Consider the following 25,477-nt stretch of genomic DNA (forward strand, 5'->3'; position numbering starts at 1 on the left):
TGAAAGGTGAAAGGGCCAGATGAATGCATCTGGCCCGTCGTTTATCGGCGATCACTCAAACTGAAGCTGACAGGTAGGGTGATTACCAATTGATTGGCATTTATGCTGGATGGAAAGGCTGGCATAGGGGAAGCCCGTTCCAGCATCTCCATAACTTCGCGATCCAGTATGTCATGACCGCTAGTATTGACTAGGCGTGCACTCAGCACCTCTCCGCTTCGATTCAGCGTAAACTCTACTTCTGCAATACCTTCGCGGCGCTGACGGCGTGCAGCCATGGGGTAGCGTTTATGTTGTCCGAGGTAATGACTTAACTGGACAAAATAATTCGCTTCTGCGGCCGGATCGCCACCTGTATCTATGACTTCATCACTACCTTGTGTATGCGCACCGGCTGTGCTCGCCTGGCTGGTGTTTTCGTCAGTCTCCTTGTCACTATCACCTGACTGGTCCGATGCAACCTCTGCAACTCTATCGGCCTGTACCGGGTTGGGTTGTGGTGCCGGTTGAGGTCTGGGCTGTGGCACAGGTTCTGGCTTTGGCTCAGGAACTGGTTCTGGCTCAGGTTCTGGCTTTGGCTCAGGTACTGGCTCAGGTTCAGGCTCGGGAATAGGCTCAGGTTCTGGTTCTGGTTCAGGAATGGGTTCCGGCTCAGGTTCTGGAATGGGTTCTGGCTCCGGTATAGGTTCTGGCTCGGGTTCAGGAATGGGTTCAGGTTCCGGAATAGGCTCGGGCTCGGGTTCAACCGGTGTGTCAGCTTGGGGATCTGGGGTTTCCAACGGCTCTTCAAGCTCTTCAGTGGTGGCCGCTGATGCAGCTTCTGATTCGGCGGCATCCATAAGGTCACCGGCGGCGGCAAGGCTGACACTCACGCCAGCCAACCCAGGCTGTATGGCGTTGTCAGCAGGAGGCTCGCGGTTGAGTATCCAGGCCAATACCAGGCTCAAATGCAGGAGTAGCGCAATTATAAACGCAATAATGCCGTGGCGTTTTGTCAAAGTCATGAGGCTGTGCTTGTCTGGCGGGTATAGAGGGTAATCTGTTTCATGCCGGTTTCAGTCAGCAATTGCAGTAAGGGTTTAAGACGCGAGGCGGTAGCCTGTGCATCAATTTTCAGAGCCAACTGAACCTGAGTGCTTTCCTCAGCAAGAGAGCTAAGCTCCTCTCTGAGCGCTTCAGGGGTAATCAACTGATTATTGAGCGCAAGGGCACCATCCGCATCCATCAGCAATTCATATTCGAGCGTTACGGTGGGGGCCTGCACTTCTGAACTGGGAGGCATGACCTGAAGAGCATCCGTTGCCGTAATCTGACCGGCAAGCATAAAAAAAATCAGCATCAGAAACACAATGTTAATCAGCGGAATGACATTATCTTCATTACCGCTACTAGACGGCTTTGCAGGGAACAGCTTCATCACTAACGGTCCGTATTCAGTGAGACGCCCTCGGCACCCAGGCGCTTGAGACGGTCAAGGGTTGAAACTATCTGTTGCACGTCGGCCTCATCGGCAGTGAACAGAATGACAGCGGCATCGGTGTGATCAGCCAGAAGCTGTTTGAGCGATGCATCTTCATCTGCAGTAAATGTCTGTTGCAGTGCACTCAGCTCTCCTTCTGCAGTCAATTTGATCAGTAGGGGCGGCGTATCATTACTGCGGCTGCTGGACTGTGACGGGGCTGAAACAGCCAGTTCCATGTTGTGCCATTTAATAAAGCTGGATGTCAGCATAAAAAATAGCAGCAGAATGAAAACCACATCGATCAAGGGGGTCAGGCTCAAGGGTTTGCGCCGTTTCCCCGATTGAAGATTAAGCTGCATTAACGGCTCCATCTGCGGTTTCCCAGTCTTCGCCGGATTTCTGTGACTGTTGAGTCGTGCTGGGAATGTACGGATCTAAGCAGTTGCGAGTGAAAACACTGGTAATCAGAATTTCCATATCATGTGCAATACGTTCTGTTTTGCGCTCCAATGTGCTGTGAGCCAGAAACACAGGAATGGCTACAATAAGGCCAGCAGCCGTGGTCAGCAGTGCTTGCCAGATACCACCAGATAGCACGCTGGGATCGACCTGGTTGCCTGCCAGTTCCATTTGCTGAAACGCTACGATCATACCCAATACCGTTCCCAGAAGACCTAGCAGTGGGCTCAGGTTGGCAATGACTTCGAGCGGGCGCAGAAATGAACGCAGGTTTTCCATCTCTATAGAAGCTAATCGACTAAGTTCTTCGCGTAGCTGTGGTGTATCACCTTTTTGATGTACCCCGCGCATGGCTGTACCGATCAGGCGAGGAAGTGCCTGGCGGCTGGAATTCAACTGCTCAATAGCTAAGGATTGTTTCCCCTGGTTCCAGCTCGTTAGTGCATTGAGTGTTTTTCGCTTGCCACCTGCGCCAGTGACTGACAGTTGCCAGAATTTCAATAATATCAGTGTCAGTGCGAATACAGAGAAGACACAGAGTATCCAGACAACGGGTCCGCCTACATCTAGAAGATTAACGAGTGTATCCAGCTGACTGGGTGCGGGTTCAGCCACAGAGGGGAGCAGAGTGCTATCCAGCAGCTCTGGAGCACTCAATAGATCCGGTGTTGTCAGGGGATCGATGATTTGCGTTGTCAAAGGATCCATGTCCGGGGTTGCCAGAGTCTCAGATGTTTCCAGTGGTAATTCTGTTGTTTCCATAGTCACTCGCAATCTTGGTCATTAGTGTCATACGAATGATAAACGTTACCATTTCAATTTTCAAACCCAGAGTGAGGGTATTTATGCATAACAGGAAATATGAGCGGGGATGAAGTAGGGCCGATAGAGCTATAGGAAGCTATCGGCCAAGAGAATATGAAAGGAAATTAAGGGTTAAGTTGAGTAGCAGCTTCCAGCGTATTTTCCATCAAGCTTGCAACCGTCATGGGACCGACACCACCAGGAACAGGAGTGATCCATGCCGCATGCTCAGCCGCCGGGGCATATTCAACATCGCCAACGACACTGCCGTCTTCCAATCTGTTAATACCCACATCGATGACGATTGCGCCTGGCTTAATCCAGTCACCCTTGACGATGCCGGGTTTGCCAACACCAACCACGACTATGTCAGCACGTCTTACGTGGGCTTCCAGGTCGCGGGTAAAGCGATGTGTAGTAGTGGTGGTGCAACCTGCCAGTAGTAACTCAAGTGTCATGGGGCGCCCGACAATATTGGAGGCGCCTACAATAACGGCTTCCTGCCCATACAGGTCAACGCCAGTGGATTTCAGTAGCGTCATGATGCCTTTAGGAGTGCAGGGGCGTAGTGCCGGGATGCGCTGTGCCAACCGACCCAGGTTGAAAGCATGAAAGCCATCAACGTCTTTATCCGGGCGAATACGTTCAATGATGGCGGTAGTGTCCAGCTGTTCAGGCAGGGGGAGTTGTACCAGAATACCATCGGTATCAGGGTCGGCGTTTAACGTGTCAATCAGCTCGATCAGTGCGTGTTGGGTGATATCTGAGGATAACTCGTAGGCCGTTGACTCAATGCCTACATCTTTACAGGCCTGTTTCTTATGCTTGACGTAGATGTGTGAGGCGGGGTCTGCTCCTACCAGTACTACAGCAAGGCAGGGCGGACGTTTGCCTTCGGCATTGCGTTTGTCTATATCCGCTTTGACCTGGTGACGTACTTGTTGTGCAATTTGTTTACCATCGATAATTTGCGCGCTCATTGTCGGAAAAGGGCCCCAGAGTTGAATCATAAAATAGAGGATAGTTTCTCATAAAAGCGGCACGGCATAAATACGAACTCTACTTATGTGTAAACGACACACTGACTAGTAACGCTTTTTACGCTAAATTTAAATTTAGTCTTGACGAGTTCTAATCTCTAACTTAGGATACGCACCTCTTCTGAAACGGGTTACTCGCCTTGGGCAGAAGTGGTCAGGCTTAAAATGCGCCCGTAGCTCAATCGGATAGAGCAACGGCCTTCTAAGCCGTAGGTTGCAGGTTCGAGTCCTGCCGGGCGCGCCAGTAACCTGACCGAGCAAAAAAGAGATGTTATGGTGGGCGTAGCTCAGTTGGCAGAGCTCCGGATTGTGATTCCGGCGGTCGTGGGTTCAAGCCCCATCGTCCACCCCAATCTCTCTTGTTATCAGCGGACGTGGTGGAATTGGTAGACACGCCAGATTTAGGTTCTGGTGCCGTAAGGTGTGAGAGTTCGAGTCTCTCCGTCCGCACCATTCAAAAAAATGTGATGTTATGGTGGGCGTAGCTCAGTTGGCAGAGCTCCGGATTGTGATTCCGGCGGTCGTGGGTTCAAGCCCCATCGTCCACCCCATTTCATCTAGCATTTCATTAATATCCCTTTCTATTTGCTTTTTGTTGATTATGTTCCTATATCTATAACGATTTGTTGTTGGTCTAATTACCGTATTGACTTGACTATCTGCTGGAGTTCGCGGAAAATTTCGCGCTTTAGAATTCGGGTTTGGCGTACAGCCTTCCGGTCAGCATATAGGTTTGCAGACGGGTAGATTATACTGGCAGACCATCTTTTTTTGCGGCAATGTATTTGTGAGGAATTCCATGCAAGTTTCTGTTGAAACGACTTCAGGCCTTGAGCGTCAGGTTACCATTACTGTTCCGGCTGCACGTATTGATCAGGATGTTAATAAGCAAGTTCAGCAGCAGGCGCGCAGCCGTCGTCTGGATGGCTTCCGTCCGGGCAAAGTACCAACATCTGTTATCAAGCGCATGTTTGGTAAGTCCATCCGCTCCGACGTCCTCAGCCAGGTTGTTCAGGAAACTTTTTATCAGGCCGTTGATCAGGAAAAGCTGATGCCGGCTGGTACACCTGATATTCAGTTCAACAAAGACGTTGAAGGTGAAGATCTGCAATATGTTGCAACCTTTGAGGTGTATCCAGAAATCGCACTGGCTGATTTCTCTGGCGCTGAAATTGAAAAGCTGTCAGCAGATATCACCGACGCCGATCTGGATGAGATGATCAACACCCTGCGTAAGCAGCAGGGCGACTGGGAAGCCGTTGAACGTGCTGCCGCTGATGGCGATCGCCTGAATATCGATTTTGAAGGCTTCATCGATGGTGAAGCGTTTGACGGTGGCAAAGCTGAAGCTATGGATCTTGTGCTGGGTTCAGGCAGCATGATTCCAGGTTTTGAAACCGGTCTGGTGGGTGTTTCCAGCGGTGATGAAGCTGAGCTTAACGTCACTTTCCCAGAAGATTACCATGCTGAAAATCTGAAAGGTAAAGCCACTGTCTTCAAAGTGAAGGTAAACAGTGTTTCTGCACAGAAACTGCCTGAACTGAATGAAGAATTCTTTGCTCGCTTCGGTATTGAAGAAACGAGCGTTGATGGTTTCCGCAGTGAAGTGAAGAAAAATATGGCACGCGAACTGAAGCATGCCCTTAAGACCAAGCTGAAAGATCAGGTTTTTTCTCAGCTGACTGAACTGAATCAGATTGATATTCCCGCTGCGTTGATTGATCGTGAAATTGATGTGTTGCGTCGTCAGGCTGTACAGCAGTTTGGCGGTCCAGATGCTAAGATCGATCCTAACATGCTGCCTAAAGACATGTTTACAGACCAGGCTAAGCGCCGCGTTTCTGTGGGTCTTCTGATGCAAGAACTCATCAAAGTCAATAAGATAGAGCCTTCTGATGATAAAGTACGTGCAACTGTTGAAGAAATGGCAGAAACCTACCAGGATCCTCAGGAAGTTATTGATTACTACTATGGTAATCAAGAAATACTGAACCAGATTAAAGGATTGGTTCTGGAAGAGCAGGTTGTTGAACATCTGCTTGAAACTGCTAAAGTGATCGAAAAGCAGGTTAGCTACGAAGAAGCTATCAAGCCAGCGCAGCGTGGTGAAACAGCAGAGTAAACACCGCTTGCGGCGGATGTGAAATTGCTCTGGAAAACGACAGCTGGTTGCCAGCTGTCGTTTTTTCACTTTATATAGGCTATATTTTTGCACTGGTTATCAGGAGATTATTACATGTCAGAGATTTTCACCGGACGCAGTGAAATCAGTAATGCCGGCGGCTTGGTGCCAATGGTTGTCGAACAGAGTGCACGCGGCGAGCGGGCCTACGATATTTATTCCCGTCTTCTGAAAGAGCGCGTTATTTTTCTGGTGGGGCAGGTTGAAGACCATATGGCCAACCTGATCGTCGCGCAGTTGTTGTTTCTGGAAGCTGAAAACCCTGAAAAAGATATTCACCTTTATATCAATTCCCCGGGTGGTTCGGTTTCAGCGGGTATGGCGATTTACGACACCATGAATTTTATTCAGCCGAATGTCAGTACCATGTGTATCGGTCAGGCCGCCAGCATGGGGGCTTTTCTGTTAGCAGGTGGTGCTCCGGGTAAGCGCTTTGCCCTGCCAAATGCCCGCGTTATGATTCATCAGCCCTTGGGCGGCTATCAAGGGCAGGCTTCGGATATTGAAATTCATACCCGTGAAATTCTGAAAATACGTGAAAAGCTGAACCGTCACTTGGCACTTCATACTGGTCAGGACATAGAAACCATTGCGAGCGATACTGAGCGTGATAATTTTATGGACCCAGAGACGGCCAAGGCTTATGGTTTAATAGACCAGGTACTGGAAAAGCGTGTAGTGACGGCCTAAGTTACAGTCTAAGTCGCTGCCTGAGTTGCAAAGCGCACTGGTTCAAGGCCGGTGCTGTAATCGAATAGTTTTGAGGTATCACAATGTCGGATGAGACAAGCGGAAAAGGTGAAAGCAGCAAGCTGTTTTGTTCCTTCTGCGGTAAAAGTCAGGACGAAGTACGCAAGCTGATAGCTGGACCTTCTGTCTTTATCTGTGATGAGTGCGTAGATCTGTGTAACGACATCATTCGTGAAGAAATACAGGATACAGTCGAAGGTGAGGTGTCTGAAAAGCTGCCGTTGCCAGCCGAGCTTAAACACGCTCTGGACGAGTATGTGATTGGGCAGGAGCGCGCTAAGAAAGTATTGGCTGTTGCTGTATACAACCACTATAAGCGCCTGAAGCTGAAAGAGAAAAAACCGGAAATCGAGCTTAACAAAAGTAATATTCTGCTGATCGGTCCAACCGGTAGTGGTAAAACGCTGCTGGCTCAGACTCTGGCACGTTTGCTCAATGTACCCTTTACCATTGCTGATGCGACCACGCTGACTGAAGCCGGTTATGTCGGTGAAGATGTCGAAAACATCATCCAGAAGCTGCTGCAGAAGTGTGATTATGATGTTGAACGGGCGCAGATAGGTATTGTATATATTGATGAAATCGACAAGATTTCGCGCAAATCAGACAATCCGTCCATCACCCGTGATGTTTCTGGTGAAGGCGTTCAGCAAGCGCTGCTGAAGCTGATCGAAGGTACGGTTGCATCTGTACCCCCTCAGGGTGGACGTAAGCATCCACAGCAAGAGTTTTTGCAGGTAGATACCTCCAACATCCTCTTTATTGTCGGTGGTGCATTTGCCGGGCTGGAAAAAATCATTCGTGATCGCAGTGAGCGCAGTTCTATTGGCTTCAATGCTATCGTGAAAAGTAAGGATGAGAAAAACCTTACCGAAGTACTGCATAACGTTGAGTCGGAAGATCTGGTCAAGTTTGGTTTGATTCCTGAGTTTGTCGGTCGTCTGCCGATGATTGCCACGCTGTCTGAGTTGGATGAGGAAGCACTTATTTCGATTCTGACTGAGCCTAAAAACAGCTTAACCAAGCAGTATGCTGCTCTGTTTGAGATGGAAGGTGCCGAGATAGACTTCCGTAAAGAAGCCTTGCGTTCAGTGGCCAAAAAAGCCCTGGAACGTCGTACCGGTGCCCGTGGCCTGCGCTCCATTCTGGAAGCCACGCTGCTGGATATCATGTATCAACTGCCAGCGATGAAAAACGTATCTAAGGTAGTTATTGATGAAGGCGTGATTGAAGGCACTTCAGAGCCAATCCTGATTTACGAAAACCAGGAGCATGCCAAGGTGTCACCGGATAATTGATCCTGACGCCAGTTCTCTGACAAACCCGGCCAAGTTGCCGGGTTTGTTTTATCTGCAGATTACCCATCAACCCATAGGTCAGTTACACTGGATGCAAGCTTTTTAACGAGGGCATGTCCATGTGGTTGTCTATTTCTTGTAAAGAGCGTCCCTTGCAGTGGCTGGGTACGGCTTTGATCATGTTGAGTTTCAGTGTTTCTGCGGCCTCCGGTGTGCCAGTGCAGGATACGGCGGCTATCGCACCGGAAAGCGCTAGTGGCTTTACCACTAAATCTCCAGTTGAAACCCGGCATTTTGCTGTTGCCGCAGCCAACCCGCTGGCGACTGAAGCGGGTTATCAGATAATACAGTCAGGTGGGTCGGCGATAGATGCGGCTGTAGCCATACAGGCCGTGCTCACGCTGGTAGAACCCCAATCCAGTGGTATAGGCGGTGGCGCATTTCTGATGTATGCCGACGGTCAGCAGGTGTTTGCCTATGACGGTCGTGAAACAGCACCGGCGGCTGTTGATGAAGCCCTGTTTCTGGATGCTCAGGGCAACCCGCTGGAGTTTATGGATGCCGTAGCCAGTGGGTTGTCCGTCGGTGTGCCAGGTGTGTTGAAAATGCTGGAGCAGGCTCACAGTGAGCAAGGTCAGCTTGACTGGGAAGTGTTATTTCAGCCAGCTATTCGTTTAGCGGAGCAAGGGTTTGCTGTTAGCCCGAGACTGCATCAGTTGCTTAGCAGTGAACAGCATTTGCAACAGGATCCGCTGGCGGCTGCTTTTTACTATGATGACCAGGGTGAGCCCCACCCAGTAGGCTATTTGCTAAGGAACCCGGCACTTGCCAGTATCCTGAAACGTATAGCGAGCGAGGGCAGTGAAGCTTTTTACCAGGGTGATGTTGCCGCTGATCTGGTTGCGCGCGTGCGCCAGCATTCGAGGCACCCTGGGAGGCTGAGTGAAGAAGACCTGGCCGCCTATTTACCCTTGCGTCGAGAGCCTATCTGCACCCTCTGGCAGCGCTACCGAATCTGCGGTTTTCCGCCACCGTCTTCCGGGCATCTGACGCTCATGCAGATTCTGGGGATTCTCGAGCATTTGCCTCAGCAGCCAGGTCTGGATGACACGGGATTGCCATCAGAGGCCTGGTTGCATCAGTTTCTGGAGGCCTCACGGCTGAGCTTCGCCGATCGGGCGATGTATATTGCCGATCCCGATTTTGTCACGGCACCGGGTGGTAGTTGGCAGCACCTGTTGCAGCCAAGCTACCTCGCATCTCGTGCCGACCTGATCGGCCATTCAAGCATGGGAAGCGGGGGTGCTAAAGCGGGCGAGCCTTATGTCATGACCACCGCCTATGCTCCGCAGCCGGAGCAGCCTGAATATGGCACCAGTCATATCAGTATTGTCGATACAGAAGGGCGAGCGCTGGCGATGACGACGACGATTGAGTCAGCATTTGGTGCACGTATTCTGGCTGATGGCGGTACCGGTCTGCCTGGAGGCTACTTGCTTAACAACGAACTAACCGATTTTTCCTTTCAGCCTCAGGATGCACAGGGGCGTCCAATTGCTAATCGGGTAGAAGCTGGCAAGCGCCCACGTTCCAGTATGAGCCCGACACTGGTATTTGATGCTGAGTCGGGTGAGCTGATCGCCAGTCTGGGCTCGCCAGGGGGCGCGGCGATTATTCACTATACGGCGAAAACCCTGGTTGCTATGCTGGATTGGCGGTTAGATGCGCAGGCCGCCATCAGTTTGCCTCATGCTATTACCCTGGGTGGCCCCGTTTATCTTGAGCAGGGACGCTTTCCTGCCGCCTTGTTGGAAGCCTTGCAGTCACGTGGTCATGATGTCAGTGAACGTGAATTGACCAGTGGTTTACAGGTGATTAAGGCAACATCCACAGGTTTCAGTGGTGGGGCTGACCCTCGCCGAGAAGGCGTGGTACTTGGCGATTGATTGCACTCTATGGATAACAGATTTTATAATTTTAGAGTATAAAGGGATTGATCGGAATGGATGTCCGTTGTTTGGCTGTGCAGCCATAGGAGACAAGTATGCATTCTGATTCACCCCTGGTATCTGTTGAATGGCTAGTCCAAAATCTGGATAACCCAAAACTACTGTTGCTGGATGCCAGTATGAACCAGGTTGTAGGCACGGCGCCGCTGGTGTACGAGCAGTTCTGTTGTATTCCTGGGGCACGCCAATGCGACCTGGAAAATCGATTCATTGACAAAGACAGTCCACTCCCACATACCTTGCCGTCAGAAACGGTATTTACCCAACAGGCACAGAGGTTGGGTATTAATGCTGACAGTATTATCGTGATTTATGATAACCAGGGGATTTATGCCGCACCGCGGGCCTGGTGGATGTTTCGTATTATGGGGCATGAGCAGGTCTATGTTGTTGATGGTGGCTTGCCGGAGTGGCAGCGTCAGGGGCATGCGACAGAGTCGGAGTTTGCTCAGGCTTCCAGGCCGGGCGATATTCAAGGGGTTTTTCAGGCGCAGCGGGTCTGTTCCTGTGCCCAGCTATTGAGTTCACTGGGAGCCCCCTCTACCGGAATTGTTGATGCTCGTTCTGAAGCGCGTTTTTATGGCCAGGCTCCCGAACCTCGACCAGGTCTGCGAGGTGGTCATATACCTGGGTCAGTCAATTTGCCGTTTGTTGAATTGATGCAGGGTTTTAAGTTTGCATCGCGATCAATACTTGCCGAAAGGTTTGCGGCTACCGGCATTAAGTCTGAGGATCGACTGATTTTTTCATGTGGTTCAGGTATTACGGCGTGTATTGTGCTTTTGGCTGCCGCCGTGGTCGGGTATCAGTCGCTGGCGTTATATGATGCTTCGTGGAGTGAGTGGGGTGCCGGTCATCAACTTCCGATAGACTGAACAGGTACACGGGGTTGATGGCAATTGAGTTGATATTTCGGGGTTGTCGCTATCCAGCCCCTGTTCTTAAATAAACAAGGAAGCGCAATGCTGTCATTTCTACAGGGTTTTTCAATTGGTCTGGTGCTGATGTGTGGCCCTTGGCTATTGACTGGTTTACTGAACCCGGCCTTGGTGTTGCCCGGTGGCCGGGCTGAGCGTATTCGAGTGATCAAGCGTTATGCCTTCGTGTTGCCATTTTTGTGTTTTCTGCTTGGGCTTACTTCCCTGTGGGGGGGCTTTGGTCCAAGTCTCGCGGGCTGGTTATCAGGGTTGGGTATTTTGTTTGTCTGGGTGCCGGTAGAGCGTGGTATAAGAGGTTATATTGAAAGATTTAAGCAGCGGCAACATGCAAAGCGGGTAAAAGCTGAGCAGAAAGTCTGGCAGCAGGAGCGTGCAACAACCAGTCTGGATTTGGATGCGGCTGCAGCCCAGGCCGATCCTCTTGTGGCTAAGCTTCAGGCTATGAAGCGGAAACTCAAGCAGGTGCAGTTGGATGCATCACAGCCCGATCGTTTCTACACCCGTTACATCAAACTGCAGAGCTTGCTTGAACAGCGTTTTGAACCGGGCGAGCTAGCGATACAGCGGGCTCAATCCCTGATTCAGGATGTCTATCAAAGTGTCATTCGTCGGCTGCAACATCAAGCTGATTTGCAGCAGCAGTGCTTGTCGCTGGATCCTGAATTCATCCGTCGTAAGCTTGATAATCCGGCAACAGCCCCGTCGGAACGTGATGCTCTGCAAGCACGCTGGGTGTTGGTGGATAACATCTATCAGCAGCAATCACAGTTGCAGGCAGAAAATGAGAAGACCCTAACAGCTCTGGATACAACCAGTATGGCGTTAATGCAATTGCAAACCCAGGATCCAGGTGTCAGTGACGCAGATAAAGTCATGCAAGCACTTGAACTGTTCAATCAGCGTGTGTCTCGATATGAATATACGCCTAACTCACGGAAATCATCATGACTGAAAAGCCCTTGTCACTTGCTTCACCGGAACAGTTAGCTCAGGAATTGGATCAGTCGTCTGTGCAGCGCAATACAGATGACCTCAAAACTGAAGCACAGGGTTTTGTTAGTACTCTGCTTGATGAGGCTATTGATAGGCAGCGTGAACAGATTGATCATCTGGGTCTGGACGTTCAGATAGAAGCCTCTCGACTGACTCATCTGTTAAATACCCCACTGGAACAGCTCGGTGCACAGGGAGCAGGGAGTGAGGTTGTCGTTGCGTCACTTGACCAATTGCGTAGGTTAATGCAGGAATTGAAGCCTGACCCTAAAGCGCTTGAAACGACGGCGATGAGTCGATTTCTCAGCCGAATCTCGGTGCTGCAGTCACCGGTAAAGCGTTACTTCAAGCGCTTTGAAACCGCACAGGATACCTTGAATTCGCTGATTCAGGGTCTGGAGGCAGGTCGGGATAGATTGCATCGGGATAATGTTACTCTGAGTCATGATCAGCAGGATATGCGTACTGCTCTGGAATCACTGACACGCTTTGCTTTGCTCGGCCAACTGGTAGATGATGAGCTTAATAATCAACTGCAGAACAATGAGTTAAATAATAATGATAAGGTGTTTATTGAAGAGGAGTTGTTGTTTCCACTTCGCCAACGCATCCTGGATTTACAGCAACAACAGGCCGTTTGTCAGCAGGGGATATTGGCTGTAGAAGTGGTTATTCGCAATAACCGCGAGCTGATTCGTGGAGTTGATCGTGGGTTAAATGTTACGCTGTCTGCATTACGGGTTGCCGTTACCGTGGCACTGGCGCTGTCAAATCAGAAATTGGTGCTTGATCATATCGATGCGCTTAATGACACCACCAATGAAATGATTGCGGGTACGGCACAGGCATTACGTCAACAAGGCGTTGCTATTCAGCAACGTGCTGCCTCTGCTCAACTGGATATGCAGGTGTTGGAGCAGGCTTTTGAAGAGATGCAGGGCGCATTAGATGATCTGTCTAACTTCCGTCAACAAGCGCTGCCAGTCATGCAGGAACAAATCCAGCGGATGCAGGCGCTGAATACTAAAGGGCGATCAATATGAAAATGATTGGCATGCTCGGTGGTATGAGTTGGGAATCAACTCAGACTTATTACCGGGCTGTTAATGAGGGCATGAAGCAGGCTTTGGGTGGTTTACATTCCGCCAGAGTGCTTCTGTATAGCGTCGATTTTGCCGAAATTGAAGCGCTGCAACAGCAGGGTGACTGGGATCGACTGGCTGAAATATTGACGGAGGCCGCCCGTTGCCTGGAAGCGGGTGGTGCAGATTTTCTGGTGATTTGTACCAATACGATGCATAAGGTTGCACCTCGAGTGGCGCAGGATGTTGGCATTCCAATTTTGCACCTTGCTGATGCAACTGCCGCCACCCTGAAAGCTGACGGTGTAACCCGTGTGGGTCTATTGGGAACTAGATTTACCATGGAAGAGTCATTCTATAGAGAGCGCCTGGAAGCGCAGGGTATCAGTGTGGTTGTGCCAGGAACGGCAGATCGTCAACGTGTTCACGATATTATCTATGCGGAACTTTGTCGTGGGGTGATTAAGTCGGCATCACGTGAGGCCTATCTGGGCATCATTAATCGTCTTACCGGGGAAGGGGCTGAAGCGGTCATTTTGGGTTGTACTGAAATCGGGATGCTGGTACGCCAAGCCGATACCCTCACACCCTTGTATGACACCACGCTGATACATGCACAACAGGCGGTGGCCTGGGCGCTTAATCGAGTCTGATGCGTATTGATAACGCCGTTCAGATCTATCCTTATCACCAGGATTAATCGGGCAGCGACTAGAGTGTTTAGCAAGGATTTGTAATGACCTATCGTATCGCAGTGATTGGCAGTGGCATGGCAGGGCTTGCAGCCGCTTACGGTTGCAAAAAGCACGGGCATGATGTGACTGTGTTTGAAGCGGAGAAGAGCTTCGGTATGGCCGCTCACACTCTGGAGTTTGAGCAGGGTGTGATCGATGTGCCCTTGCGTGTCATGAGTCCGGAGGCCTGGCCTAGTGCCATCAAGCTGGCTAAAGCGGTTGGTGTCGATTGCTTTCCGGTAGAAACTTTCACCTCCTGTAGCTGGCTCGATCAGAGCACCTGGTTTCGCAGTGGTAAGATACCGGTGTTAAACCGCGCGTTTATCGGTTCCTGGCGTTACTTGAATTTAAATGCCCTGCAGATAGGTCTGGGGTTGCGGCAACTTGCACAACTGACACGTCGGCTGGAGAAAGAAAAATCAACATCGACTCTCGGGGAAGTGCTTGAGCAGCAATCTTTCTCGCCGAAGTTTTGGCGTGGGCTGGTATTACCGATGCTCACAACTATTTGTACCTGTGATGAAAAACACCTGCTTGCTTGGCCTGCTTTACAGTTATTGCAGTTGTTGGATCATATCCTGCGTAATGACAGTCTTTACCGTCTTAAAGGTGGCTCAACCGCGTTAGTCAAGGCCTTGTCTGACGGTGTTGAGCTGCATGCCGGAAGTTCGGTAACTTCGGTGACTTATTCGGATGATAAGGTGCACATAGAGACTCAATGCGGCGAGGGGGGCTTGTATGATCGTGTAATCGTTGCTACTCAGGCAAATCATACCCATTTTCTTGATCCACATGCTTTTGCTGCCGAACTGGAAATACTGCAGACAATACGTTTTGATTCCGGGGTGCTTTGGGTGCATCAGGACCAGCGTTTTATGCCAGAGCGGCGTAGTGACTGGACGGCGCTGAATTTTCAAATGGATTACCAATTACGCAAACCTATGTTTACCGTCTGGGTAAATGCAATTGAACCCACATTAGTCGATGCTTCCCCAGTGTTCCAAACATGGAATCCGTTATATAATCCGGAACCCAAGACCGTATTGGCACAAATTCCACTGCAGCGTGCTGTAGTCCATGCCGGTACCGAATTGGCTCAGAAAAAATTGCAACAACTGCATCAGCAACCGGACCGCCGAGTATTTTTCTGTGGTTCATGGGCGCATGAAGGCGTTCCTTTACTTGAGTCAGCCGTCAGCTCTGCTCGCGCCGTTGTTGCTTTCTGCCATTAAGGCTTTGCTGATCTTTAAGGATAAATTATGAGCAAGTTAAGTTCCCCCCTCGTTTTAGCAAGTTTAGGCAGCCTAGCCGTAGGTGTATTTATTGGCTGGCAAGTCAACTCATCAACTCCGGCTCCGGCCCCTGTAATTGAGGAAGAAACACCTGTTGTCGTTATACCAACCTTGCAGTTAGGTGAACCCTTGCGCGGTGAGTTGACCACGCAGAGCGCCCTTAACCGCAAGGATGGTAGCCGTTTCAGTGACTACCTTCTGCCGCTTGCAACCGACAAGCTGGTTGAAGTAGAACTGCGAGGCAGCCTTAATGGTGTATTGTCCTTGTATGATGACCGGGATGAGTTGCTCGCCAGTGCACCTCTGTTGCGCTATCGTGTAGAACAGCCTGGAGACTATACGCTGGTTGTCAGTGGCCAGGATGCAAACAGCTATGGCCCGTTTGATGTGATTACGCGTGAAGTGGAGCTAAGTGACACAGATCAGTTGACTGTGCCTGCTGATATCAGCAGTTGGCTGCAAAAAAATAATGCCAATCACTACGTGTTGACCATCGAAGAAGGTGGTTTTTATCAGATCGACATGCAGTCTGATGATATGGATGCATTTCTGGTATTGCGAGGACCCGCCGGTTTTCACACAGAAGATGATGACGGTGGTGATAACCTCAACGCCCGTATCCGTGAATACCTTGAACCTGGCGAATATCAGTTAACGGCAAGCTCGTACAGTGATGAATCAGGTCTTTTTACCCTGGCCGTCATTTCTCGTGATGCAGCGGATATGGAGCGTCAGATTCAGGCCGGTGCTTTGGAAGTTGATCAGCCAGTGAGTGCTTGGTTGACGGCTGATAAAGAAGATGTCTATCAGGTAACACTTGCAGAAGCGGGTACCTACCAGATTGATATGATCTCCAACGATGTAGACACTTATCTTGAGCTTGAAGGTAATGGTGTTTACTTAAGCGATGATGATGGTGGTGACGATCTGAATGCACGCATCTACTCCTATCTGGAGGCAGGTGAGTACCGTGTTATTGCACGTAGCTTTGATGACGATGTTGAAGGTGGCTATCAGCTAACTCTGACACCCGTAAACTGAGCGACTTAATACAAAATTAAGTGTTATAGATCACGTAACAGGAAATAAGAGATCCGATGTTAACGAATGAAAACCTGGTATTGAGAATCGGCCGTAATCCACTTTATCTCCTCAGGGGGAGTGTGGATCTGGTGATTGCGTTGTGGCTGTATACGCTGTATCGCAGTGCTACATCGGCGGTTCCTTTTTGGGATGAGTGGCAACTGGTGGAACTCTACCGTTCGATGATGAACGAGTTTTTTGATCAGGTGTTTGCTGTGCCTGCACAGTGGACCGGCTATTTGCTGCTGTTGATCGGACTCTATTTCCTGTTTCATGGTGTCAGGCGCTATATGCTTCAGTTAAGCACCCGCTACTTGCTGACGAATGTGCGCATCATGAGCAAATCCGGTGTGCTGGGGTTGTCAACTCACGAGCTACTGTTGCGTTCAGCTGATGGTGTGTCTTTACAGCAGTCTCTACTTGGACGGTTGCTGGGCTACGGAACACTGAAAATTGCCGGCCGGGGTAGTCATGAGTTGGTGATGCACTCTGTCAGCCGGGTGATTGAAGTGAAAGAAATGATTGAAAAGCGCCTGTTAGCTCAATCCAGTCAAATACCTACACTGGAAAACAGTGTGGATTCATGAAATTTTCATGTTATTTTCCTCGAACCCCCGCTTTGATTAAATTATAATCGCGCCTTTTAATTTATACCGAGCAAAGCTACGGCTTTGCGAAGGCGGGGATAGCTACACATGATCCAAACACCCTATTACCTGATTGATAGAAGTAAACTGTTGCGCAACATGGAGAAAATTGCCTATGTGCGCGAGCAATCAGGTGCGAAAGCCTTGCTGGCACTGAAATGCTTTGCAACCTGGTCGGTGTTTGATCTGATGAGCCGCTACATGGATGGCACCACATCCTCGTCATTGAATGAAGTTAAACTGGGGAAACTGAAGTTTCCAGGTGAAACTCACGCCTACAGTGTGGCCTATGCGGATCATGAAATCGATGAGGTCCTGGCTCACTCTGACAAAATAATATTTAATTCTATTAGTCAGTTAGAACGTTTTTCTGCGGCTTCATCTAATGCTGTAAGAGGTCTTAGAGTTAACCCGCGTGTCAGCAGTTCTGACTTTATTATTGCGGATCCGGCACGCCCTTACAGTCGCCTGGGTGAGTGGGATCCTATCCGTATTGAAGCTGTGATCGATAGCATCTCCGGCTTTATGTTTCACAACAACTGTGAGAACAGTGACTTTGGCCTGTTTGATCAGATGTTAACCCGTATAGAAACTGACTTTGGCCATCTATTGCATCAGGTGGACTGGGTCAGTCTTGGCGGTGGTATTCATTTTACCGGTGAGGGCTATCCGATAGACGCTTTCTGCGCCCGTCTGAAGCACTTTGCTGACACCTTTGCGGTACAGGTCTACCTGGAGCCGGGTGAGGCTGCAATTACTGATACAGCGACGCTGGAAGTCACCGTGCTGGATACCCTGTTTAACGGCAAGCACTTGGCCGTGGTGGACAGCTCCATCGAAGCACACATGCTGGATCTGCTAATCTATCAGCAAAGTGCGCGCATGCTACCGAATGAGGGGCCGCACAGTTACATGATTTGTGGAAAGTCATGCCTTGCTGGAGATATCTTTGGTGAATTTAATTTTGATCATGAACTGAAAGCCGGTGATCGCCTGTCAATTCAGGATGTTGCCGGTTATACCATGGTAAAGAAAAATTGGTTTAATGGTGTGCAAATGCCTGCCATTGCAGTGCGCCATGAGGATGGCCGTGTCGAACTGGTGAAGGAATTTAGCTTCGACGATTTTGTCCATAGCCTCTCTTGAGGTTTGTGTTCGGCCCATGTGAAAAGTGGAGTTGAGGAAAAAAATGAAGAAAAACGTTCTGATAATCGGTGCTGGAGGTGTGGCCCAGGTAGTGGCTCATAAATGTGCGCAACATAATGACATACTCGGTGATATTGCAATTGCATCCCGAAATGTTGCTAAGTGCGAACAGATCCTTGCCAGTGTCAAACAAAAAAACAGTCTGAAAGTCCCAGGTAAACTGAGCGCTTTTACACTGAATGCACTGGATGTAGAAGCCACCAAGGCCTTGATCAGAGAAACCGACTCTCAGATCGTCATCAATGTAGGCTCAGCCTTCATCAATATGTCCGTACTCAGTGCCTGCATCGATACCGGTGTAGCCTACCTGGATACGGCGATTCATGAGGATCCAGACAAAATCTGTGAAACGCCACCCTGGTATAACAATTACGAGTGGAAGCGTCGTGAATTGTGTAAGGAAAAAGGGGTTACCGCTATTCTGGGTGTGGGCTTTGACCCGGGTGTTGTTAATGCTTATGCGGCACTGGCCGTATCAGAGTACTTTGACTCCATCGACTCGATCGATATTCTTGATGTGAATGCGGGTAGTCATGGTCGTTACTTTGCCACCAACTTTGATCCGGAAATCAACTTTCGTGAATTCACCGGACAGGTCTGGTCCTGGCAAAACAGCCAATGGACCAGTAACAAAATGTTCGAGGTCAAGCGCACCGATGATCTGCCGGTAGTGGGTGAGCAAACCACCTACATGACGGGTCATGATGAAGTGCACTCACTGTCGCAAAATCTAAATGTGCCGAATGTGCGTTTTTGGATGGGCTTTGGCGAACACTACATTAATGTATTCACGGTGCTGAATAATCTCGGACTGTTGTCGGAGCAACCGGTGATAACAGCTGAAGGTCAGGAAGTGGTTCCGCTTAAAGTGGTCAAAGCGGTATTGCCTGATCCGTCCTCACTGGCACCGGGCTATGCAGGTAAAACCTGTATAGGTGATGTGGTCAAAGGGAAAAAAGACGGTAAGGACAAAGAGGTGTTTATCTACAATGTGGCGGATCATAAAGACGCTTACAATGAAGTGGGCAGCCAGGGCATCTCTTACACCGCCGGTGTACCACCTGTTGCAGCCGCGCTGTTGATTGCCAGGGGTGATTGGGATGTCGGATCCATGGTCAACGTGGAGCAGCTCCCGCCTCAGCCTTTCCTTGGGCTGCTGAACGAAATGGGACTGCCCAGTCGCATTCGGGACGAGCAGGGTGATAGACCCCTGGTATTTTGAGTAGCGTTTGAAATAGATGTGCCTTTCCCTTAATCACCCGGCGTTTGCCGGGTGATTTGTCTCTAGTATATGTATTAATTCAATCGTGTAGGGTAAAATCCTTATATCCCTTCTGAAACTTTCTGGCCTACAGATATACTATGTTTAAATACAATGAACAAACGCGCTCCTTTCGCTACCGTATGGGTAAGTTGATTGAAAATATTCTCTCAGTCTTGGGAATGCGCACGCTGGACTCTCAGTTTCTGTTTTCTTATATCGTTATGTTTTCATTCACGGGTTTTAGTATTCTGTGTGTCTATCTTGCCCTGCAGGATCCGTCCCAGGTTCACTGGTTGAAAGCCTCTATAATCTCTTCCTCGCTAGTGTTAGTCATGGTGATCTTTGGTCGTATGTTTGGCTTGACCGTGATGATGCGCCAGGTTAAAAATCTGCGCGACCATCTACGTATTCTGGCTGATGGCAACTTCGCTGTTCCGATTGAAGTAGACAACTCCCGCAATGAAATAGGCCAGAATTACAACGCCTATAACGAAATCATTCTGGGGATTGGTGAGCTATTGCATAAGGTGACACAAACTTCCAGTCGTGTCAGCACGGGGGCGGATCAGGTGTCGACCACTTTGTATGACACCAGTCGCGGTACCAGTGTGCAGTTGCAGGAAATCGAACAACTGGCCGCTGCGATTACTGAGATGGCCGCCACAGTTCAGGAAGTTGCTCAGAGTGCCTCGCTCGCTGCCCAGTCAGCTGATCAGGCCGATAAGTCTGCTGGGCGTGGTCAAACCCTGTTAAATCAGACTGTTGAAAGCATCCGCCTGGTTGCTGATCGGGTCACTGAATCAGGCGAGGTGATTGCTGAGCTTGCAGCGGGGAGCCAGAAAGTTAGCCAAATCCTGGATGTAATCAAGGGAATTGCCGAGCAGACTAATTTACTTGCCTTGAATGCAGCTATCGAAGCGGCGCGCGCCGGTGATCAGGGACGCGGTTTTGCCGTAGTCGCTGATGAAGTTCGTACGCTGGCCTTACGTACCCAAGAGTCCACCCAAAGCATCGCGGTAATTATTGATCAACTGCAGAAACAATCCGAATCCGCGGTGAAAGTGATACAGCGCAGTCATGATGAAGTCGCCAATTGCGTCGGTAATGCCGACAATGCCGGTAAAGCACTGGCTGAGATCGTTGATTCGGTCAGTGTAATATCTGATATGAACACGCAGATTGCCACGGCTGCCGAAGAGCAGAGTCAGGTTGCCCAGGATATGGACCACAATATCAATCTGGTGGCTGGGCAAGCACGTCGTACCAACAGTTTTGCCGACCAGACAGTCTCAGCCACCAGTCAGATCAGTAAGCATGTTCAGCAGCTCAATGATGAGCTGGGGCGCTTTAAAACCTTAGTGAAAGGGGTTGATCTCAGTGCTGCCAAATCAGCCCATCTATCCTGGAAAACCCGTCTGCGTTCTTTCCTGGATGGTAAGGCCACACTGACTTTGAAAGAAGCCGTCTCTCATCATGATTGTGCTTTCGGCAAGTGGTATTACTCCGCCGGACTGGAAAAATACGGTCATCTGTCAGAATTAAAAGCCATCGAAAAACCCCATGAGCAGTTACATGCGCAGGTGCGCGAGGCGATTAACTTCAAAAATGCAGGAGACTTTGCATCTGCCGAGCACTGTTACGATCAAGTGTCTGAAATATCAGCCGGTATCGTTGATCTGCTTAACCAGCTGGAAGACAACATAGCGGCCAGTACAAAGTCTTAATCTGACGATATTTTCCAATAACCTATTGTTTTTTCAGCAGCAACCAGGCATCGGCATAGTCACTAATATGCCGGTTGGCCTGATAGTAATCATCCCAGTCCCGGTAGTAGCCACTTAACCAGTCCAGCTGATACAGGTTGTCATGAAAGGCGCCACCAGTATCAGCCAGTACCGTTAAGCGAAATACCGGCTGACCCTGCTCCTCTGTTCTGAGCAGAATTAAGCGGCCCAGGCCCAGTTGGAATATATCCCCAGCTACAGTGACTTTAGGGCGAATAGGGATCTTGTAGTCTGCATCTTTACCATAGCCCAGAACTCCCGGAACCTCTTTGAAGTACCAGTAGCGTTCTTGTTGTTCCGGGCGCTGGGTGCGGTCATAGGCAATGCCATTATTTCGATGAACATTGAAGTAGCGGCGATCCCCGCTTGGCTCATCGACCACGGCCGTTCCTTGCAGTAATGCACCTTCTAGATCGTCTCTACTCAACCAGATAAGCGGTGGAGCAAGATTTCTCATGTAAGTCGCTTGATCATTTGAACTTTCTTTGGTCACAATTGCTTGTTTGCCGTAGCGGTAGCGAGTGATTTGATCCCGGTTAGTATCGGCTTCATCCAGGCTTAATTGCGCTTCATCAAAGGGTAAGCCATACAGAGCGTGGGGTGTTTCAGGCGTTTGTTGGGCTTGTCCATCTGTCAGACGAACATAGTATTTAGTCAATAAAAGACGATCGGCTGGCAAGCGTTGCAGCAAGGGTTTGTCATCACTGAGCTGGCTGGCCCGTTGCTGATCTGGTGACCAGCGCAATAACTCGAAATGCTGGGTAATAAAGTCTGGATCGGTTAAGCGTGAAGCACGTCCCATCTGTTGGTCTTCGCTAACGACCTCACAAATGTAGGTGAGTGTTTCCTGTATACGTTCAGCCGGTGTGTTCAGCCAGGCTGTGGTGCCGCCATGAATCGCAGCCGGGTCATAGGCGCTGCCTTGGGCAAGATAGTTATGCGTTTGCCGGGCTACGTCACACAGGTCTTCACTTAAATCGACCCATTTACCCGCAGGTAGTTGAGTGGCGGGCGAAAAAGTTGGGCTGGCCAGTACACTGCCGCTGAGTAACAAGGAGAGGGTGAGTGCCAGGTGTTTGGAAGTAGCCATTTGCAGGTGGTGTCTCAGAGGTTAAATTGTATAGCTAGTGTAGCAAACGGATGATGAATGCCAAATTACTGGATTCAGCCCATTACTCCAAACAACAATCCATAAAACCTCATGAGATATATAAAATCTATTCAAACACATCCTTTTTTGATTTGAACCTTGAGCTCCAATGCAGGATCATAGCGTACCAGTATGATGAGCTATAGTTTTTAACGGGGCACTGCTACATGATTCCACGCTTAGCTGAACTCAATCCAGTCCAGACGCTGTATATGGATTTTATCGATACACTGCGTCATCAGGGTTTTGAGGGCGATCTTAATCCGGATTATGCCAACCGAGTAGTTTTGGCAACGGATAACAGCATTTATCAGATTCTGCCTCAAGGCGTGCTTTATCCAAAGAAAGTCACCGATCTGGAGAAAATTGCCCGGTTGGCAGATCAGGCCCGCTTTCACTCGATAGTGCTGAGTGCTCGTGGTGGTGGTACTGGAACCAATGGACAATCGTTGACCGATGGTTTGATTGTTGATTGTTCAAAATACATGAACCGCATTCTGGAAATTAATCCACATGAACGTTGGGTGCGGGTCCAGGCTGGTGTGGTTAAGGACCAGCTCAATGCCGCACTAAAGCCCTATGGGCTCTTCTTCGCTCCGGAACTCTCTACCAGCAACCGCGCCACGATCGGTGGCATGATCAATACCGATGCCAGTGGTCAGGGATCGGTGTTATATGGCAAAACCCGTGATCACGTGCTGGAGCTGGACAGCATCTGGCTGGGTGGTGAACGTTGGCTTTCTGGGGCTTTGAGCGAAGAACGACTGGCTGAAATCAAGCAGCAGCCTGATCGAATTGGTGAAATACACCGTGAACTGGACGATCTGTTTCAGCAGAACCAGGCGCTGATAGCGTCCAGCTTTCCCAAACTCAACCGTTGCTTGACTGGTTATGATCTGGCGCACATTCGTGATGAGTCAGGGCGTTTTAATCTCAACTCCATCCTCTGTGGCGCTGAAGGCTCGCTCGCTTTTATCGCCGAAGCTAAACTGAATGTATTGCCGATCCCCAAATACGCTGCACTGGTGAATGTAAAATACACCAGCTTTGAATCCTCGCTGCGCGATGCCAAGTCGCTGATGGACTGGCAGCCGACCTCGATTGAAACCATTGATTCAAAAGTCCTGAACCTGGCGATGGGCGATATCGTCTGGGATACCGTGCGGGCTTACTTTCCGCAACGTGATGATGAACCCGCTATCCGTGGTATTAACCTGATCGAGTACACCGGCGATGATGAAGCCGAGCTAAAACAAAAAGTCGATGCCTTGTGTCAGCACCTGGCCAGTGTCAGTGGCGAAGCAGGCAAAAGCTTTGGTTACTCGGTGGTTTACGGTGCAACCGAAATCAACAAGGTTTGGGCGATGCGTAAAAAGGCCGTTGGTTTACTGGGCAATGCCGAAGGGCCAAAGCGTCCGGTGCCTTTTGTTGAAGATACGGCCGTGCCACCCGAAAATCTGGCTGACTTCATTATGGATTTTCGCCGCGTGCTGGATGAGCACGAGCTGGAATATGGCATGTTCGGTCATGTTGATGCTGGCGTGTTGCATGTACGCCCGGCCCTGGATATGAAAGACCCTGAGCAGGAAGTCATGATTCGTCGCATTACTGATGAAGTGGTGCGCCTGACTCAGCAGTATAAGGGTTTGCTCTGGGGTGAGCATGGTAAAGGCATCAGGTCTGAATATGCGCCGGAGTTTTTCGGCGCGCTTTACCCGGAGCTGCAGCGGATTAAAGCCCTGTTCGATCCTCGCAATCAGATGAATCCAGGTAAAATCGCCACGCCCTCCACCCAGCCGGGCGCTGAGTTGCTGAAGATTGATGCGGTCCCAACGCGTGGACAGCAAGACCGGCAAATCCCGGTTGAAGTCCGTGATACTTATGAATCAGCGATGAACTGCAATGGCAATGGCGCCTGCTATAACTATGATCCCAATGATGCCATGTGCCCATCCTGGAAGGGCACTCGTCAGCGTATCCATTCACCCAAAGGGCGCTCGTCCCTGATCAGGGAGTGGTTGCGTTTGCTGAGTCAGCAGGGCAGTGATCTCAATCAGGAAGCTGACAGGATTCGTAGTGCCTCGGTTTTTTCCGGTTTAACCACGCGGGTCAGAAACACCTTTCGGCGTAATCGCGGCGAATATGATTTTTCCAATGAAGTACATGAAGCGATGATGGGGTGTCTGGCGTGCAAGTCTTGCGTCGCGCAATGCCCGATCAAAGTGAATGTGCCGGATTTCAGAGCGCGTTTTTTAGAAGTCTATTACGGTCGTTATCTGCGTCCGATGAAGGATTACCTGGTGGGGAGTCTGGAATTTATGATTCCGACCCTGTCACGCTTTCCGGCGCCCTATAACTGGGCGATGCGTAACACATTTATGCGCGCGGTTATGAAAAGCCTGGTCGGTATGGTCGATAGCCCGGTGATTTGCCGCCATGGTTTGCGTCAAGGCTTACGTGAGCGCTCTATCGATTGGGCCACTGAAGCCTCTATCCTGGCGCTGACGCCTGCGCAGCGTGACCGTAGTGTGGTGATCGTTCAGGATGCCTTTACCAGCTATTTTGAAACCCAGTTGGTTCTGGATCTGGTCGATTTGCTCAGCCTGTTGGGATTTAACGTGCTGGTCGCTCCGTTTATGCCCAATGGCAAACCCTTGCATGTGCATGGCTTTATGCAGGCATTCAATAAAGCGGCTGAGAAAAATCTCACTCTGCTGCGTACCTTGGATGCAACGGGGCTGCCACTGGTAGGTATCGATCCATCAATGACCCTGACTTATCGTTCGGAGTACAAGGATGTCAGTGATGACCTGCCCAATGTCATGCTGATTCAGGAATGGCTGGTGGAGGCGATTCAGCAGCGCCCTCTGACGGGTAGTGTGCCACAGCACAGCTTTAAACTGCTGGCGCACTGTACCGAGAAAACTTCAGCAGCGCCGTCCATTCGTCAATGGCAAACCCTGTTCGGTTATCTGGGTCAGGAGTTGGAAGTGCTTTCAACCGGCTGCTGTGGCATGTCCGGAACTTTCGGCCATGAAGCACAAAATTACAAACTATCCAAAGAGATCTATGCTCTGAGTTGGAGTGAGATCGTTAACAGTCCGGCGTATAAGGGGCAGTTACTGGCAACAGGTTACTCCTGTAGATCACAGGTAAAACGCTTGGATAACCAAGCGTTACTGCATCCGGTACAAGCGTTATTAAGTGTTGTGCAAAAGTTGTAATGCATCTGTAGGCTAAATCAGCGAGACTTTGAACAAGCCTGTATGTAACTATTTATTCAAAACTACAAGGGAGATA

The 25,477-nt window shown here is 49.9% G+C and carries 21 protein-coding genes and 4 tRNA genes; 19 read left to right on the forward strand and 6 right to left on the reverse strand.

Annotation, left to right across the window (positions count from 1 at the left end; translation table 11 throughout):
* Positions 1 to 41 precede the first annotated feature (41 nt).
* The 5 genes from ACN0R1_RS05285 to folD all read right to left on the reverse strand — a co-directional run bounded on the left by ACN0R1_RS05285 (position 42) and on the right by folD (position 3,705).
* Positions 42 to 1,004, reverse strand: a complete 963-nt coding sequence (locus ACN0R1_RS05285) for an energy transducer TonB (protein WP_417580660.1) — start codon at positions 1,002 to 1,004, stop codon at positions 42 to 44.
* Positions 1,001 to 1,417 (reverse strand): ExbD/TolR family protein, encoded by a 417-nt coding sequence (locus ACN0R1_RS05290; protein WP_417580662.1) that lies wholly within the window; start codon positions 1,415 to 1,417, stop codon positions 1,001 to 1,003. Before ACN0R1_RS05290 ends, ACN0R1_RS05285 begins: the two co-directional genes overlap by 4 nt.
* Positions 1,418 to 1,419: 2 nt before the next feature.
* A complete protein-coding gene (locus ACN0R1_RS05295) occupies positions 1,420 to 1,821 on the reverse strand; it encodes an ExbD/TolR family protein (protein WP_417580664.1) in 402 nt (133 codons plus the stop codon).
* Positions 1,811 to 2,683, reverse strand: coding sequence for a MotA/TolQ/ExbB proton channel family protein (locus tag ACN0R1_RS05300; RefSeq protein WP_417580666.1), 873 nt, complete (start codon positions 2,681 to 2,683; stop codon positions 1,811 to 1,813). Before ACN0R1_RS05300 ends, ACN0R1_RS05295 begins: the two co-directional genes overlap by 11 nt.
* Before the next feature lie 167 nt (positions 2,684 to 2,850).
* Positions 2,851 to 3,705, reverse strand: coding sequence for a bifunctional methylenetetrahydrofolate dehydrogenase/methenyltetrahydrofolate cyclohydrolase FolD (gene folD / locus ACN0R1_RS05305; protein WP_417580668.1), 855 nt, complete (start codon positions 3,703 to 3,705; stop codon positions 2,851 to 2,853).
* A gap of 227 nt (positions 3,706 to 3,932) precedes the next feature.
* Here folD and ACN0R1_RS05310 point away from each other — a divergent pair.
* From ACN0R1_RS05310 to ACN0R1_RS05395, 18 genes are all read left to right on the forward strand, one after another.
* Positions 3,933 to 4,009 (forward strand) — tRNA-Arg (locus tag ACN0R1_RS05310).
* A gap of 32 nt (positions 4,010 to 4,041) precedes the next feature.
* Positions 4,042 to 4,117: transfer RNA gene (locus ACN0R1_RS05315), tRNA-His, on the forward strand.
* 16 nt (positions 4,118 to 4,133) lie between these two features.
* Positions 4,134 to 4,218 (forward strand) — tRNA-Leu (locus ACN0R1_RS05320).
* A 22-nt stretch (positions 4,219 to 4,240) separates the two neighbouring features.
* Positions 4,241 to 4,316, forward strand: a tRNA-His gene (locus tag ACN0R1_RS05325).
* Positions 4,317 to 4,564: 248 nt separating this feature from the next.
* Positions 4,565 to 5,887 carry a trigger factor gene (tig, locus tag ACN0R1_RS05330; RefSeq protein ID WP_417580670.1) on the forward strand — a complete coding sequence of 441 codons (1,323 nt, stop codon included), beginning with the start codon at positions 4,565 to 4,567 and terminating at the stop codon, positions 5,885 to 5,887.
* Positions 5,888 to 6,001: 114 nt separating this feature from the next.
* Entirely contained in the window at positions 6,002 to 6,637 is a 636-nt protein-coding gene (gene clpP, locus ACN0R1_RS05335; protein ID WP_417580672.1) for an ATP-dependent Clp endopeptidase proteolytic subunit ClpP, read from the forward strand.
* Between the two features lie 83 nt (positions 6,638 to 6,720).
* Entirely contained in the window at positions 6,721 to 7,995 is a 1,275-nt protein-coding gene (clpX, locus tag ACN0R1_RS05340; protein WP_151055028.1) for an ATP-dependent Clp protease ATP-binding subunit ClpX, read from the forward strand.
* Between the two features lie 119 nt (positions 7,996 to 8,114).
* The gene (gene ggt / locus ACN0R1_RS05345) at positions 8,115 to 9,941 is read left to right on the forward strand and encodes a gamma-glutamyltransferase (RefSeq protein ID WP_417580674.1); all 1,827 of its coding nucleotides are present in this window, start codon (positions 8,115 to 8,117) and stop codon (positions 9,939 to 9,941) included.
* Between the two features lie 98 nt (positions 9,942 to 10,039).
* A complete protein-coding gene (locus ACN0R1_RS05350) occupies positions 10,040 to 10,879 on the forward strand; it encodes a sulfurtransferase (protein ID WP_417580676.1) in 840 nt (279 codons plus the stop codon).
* 87 nt (positions 10,880 to 10,966) lie between these two features.
* Complete coding sequence (locus ACN0R1_RS05355) at positions 10,967 to 11,890, forward strand: cobyrinic acid a,c-diamide synthase (RefSeq protein WP_417580678.1); 924 nt, start codon at positions 10,967 to 10,969, stop codon at positions 11,888 to 11,890.
* Positions 11,887 to 12,978: a toxic anion resistance protein gene (locus tag ACN0R1_RS05360; RefSeq protein ID WP_417580680.1), complete on the forward strand. Its 1,092-nt coding sequence runs from the start codon at positions 11,887 to 11,889 to the stop codon at positions 12,976 to 12,978. Before ACN0R1_RS05355 ends, ACN0R1_RS05360 begins: the two co-directional genes overlap by 4 nt.
* Positions 12,975 to 13,670, forward strand: coding sequence for an aspartate/glutamate racemase family protein (locus ACN0R1_RS05365; protein ID WP_417580682.1), 696 nt, complete (start codon positions 12,975 to 12,977; stop codon positions 13,668 to 13,670). Before ACN0R1_RS05360 ends, ACN0R1_RS05365 begins: the two co-directional genes overlap by 4 nt.
* 83 nt (positions 13,671 to 13,753) lie before the next feature.
* Positions 13,754 to 14,983: an FAD-dependent oxidoreductase gene (locus ACN0R1_RS05370; protein WP_417580684.1), complete on the forward strand. Its 1,230-nt coding sequence runs from the start codon at positions 13,754 to 13,756 to the stop codon at positions 14,981 to 14,983.
* A gap of 27 nt (positions 14,984 to 15,010) precedes the next feature.
* On the forward strand, positions 15,011 to 16,084 hold the full coding sequence (locus tag ACN0R1_RS05375; protein ID WP_417580686.1) for a hypothetical protein: 1,074 nt from the start codon (positions 15,011 to 15,013) through the stop codon (positions 16,082 to 16,084).
* 56 nt (positions 16,085 to 16,140) lie between these two features.
* The gene (locus tag ACN0R1_RS05380; protein ID WP_417580688.1) at positions 16,141 to 16,713 is read left to right on the forward strand and encodes a PH domain-containing protein; all 573 of its coding nucleotides are present in this window, start codon (positions 16,141 to 16,143) and stop codon (positions 16,711 to 16,713) included.
* Positions 16,714 to 16,821: 108 nt separating this feature from the next.
* Positions 16,822 to 17,919 (forward strand): carboxynorspermidine decarboxylase, encoded by a 1,098-nt coding sequence (locus ACN0R1_RS05385; RefSeq protein WP_417580690.1) that lies wholly within the window; start codon positions 16,822 to 16,824, stop codon positions 17,917 to 17,919.
* Between the two features lie 43 nt (positions 17,920 to 17,962).
* Positions 17,963 to 19,201 (forward strand): saccharopine dehydrogenase family protein, encoded by a 1,239-nt coding sequence (locus ACN0R1_RS05390; protein WP_417580692.1) that lies wholly within the window; start codon positions 17,963 to 17,965, stop codon positions 19,199 to 19,201.
* 140 nt (positions 19,202 to 19,341) lie between these two features.
* Positions 19,342 to 20,967: a methyl-accepting chemotaxis protein gene (locus ACN0R1_RS05395; protein WP_417580694.1), complete on the forward strand. Its 1,626-nt coding sequence runs from the start codon at positions 19,342 to 19,344 to the stop codon at positions 20,965 to 20,967.
* Positions 20,968 to 20,989: 22 nt separating this feature from the next.
* On the opposite strand, the gene ACN0R1_RS05400 is transcribed toward ACN0R1_RS05395, so the two are convergent.
* Positions 20,990 to 22,117, reverse strand: a complete 1,128-nt coding sequence (locus ACN0R1_RS05400; RefSeq protein WP_417580696.1) for a hypothetical protein — start codon at positions 22,115 to 22,117, stop codon at positions 20,990 to 20,992.
* A 227-nt stretch (positions 22,118 to 22,344) separates the two neighbouring features.
* Here ACN0R1_RS05400 and ACN0R1_RS05405 point away from each other — a divergent pair, with 227 nt between their 5' ends.
* Positions 22,345 to 25,401: an FAD-binding and (Fe-S)-binding domain-containing protein gene (locus tag ACN0R1_RS05405; protein WP_417580698.1), complete on the forward strand. Its 3,057-nt coding sequence runs from the start codon at positions 22,345 to 22,347 to the stop codon at positions 25,399 to 25,401.
* The last annotated feature ends 76 nt before the right edge of the window (positions 25,402 to 25,477 follow it).

This window comes from Nitrincola sp., assembly GCF_048264025.1.
Classification (GTDB): Bacteria; Pseudomonadota; Gammaproteobacteria; order Pseudomonadales; family Balneatricaceae; genus Nitrincola.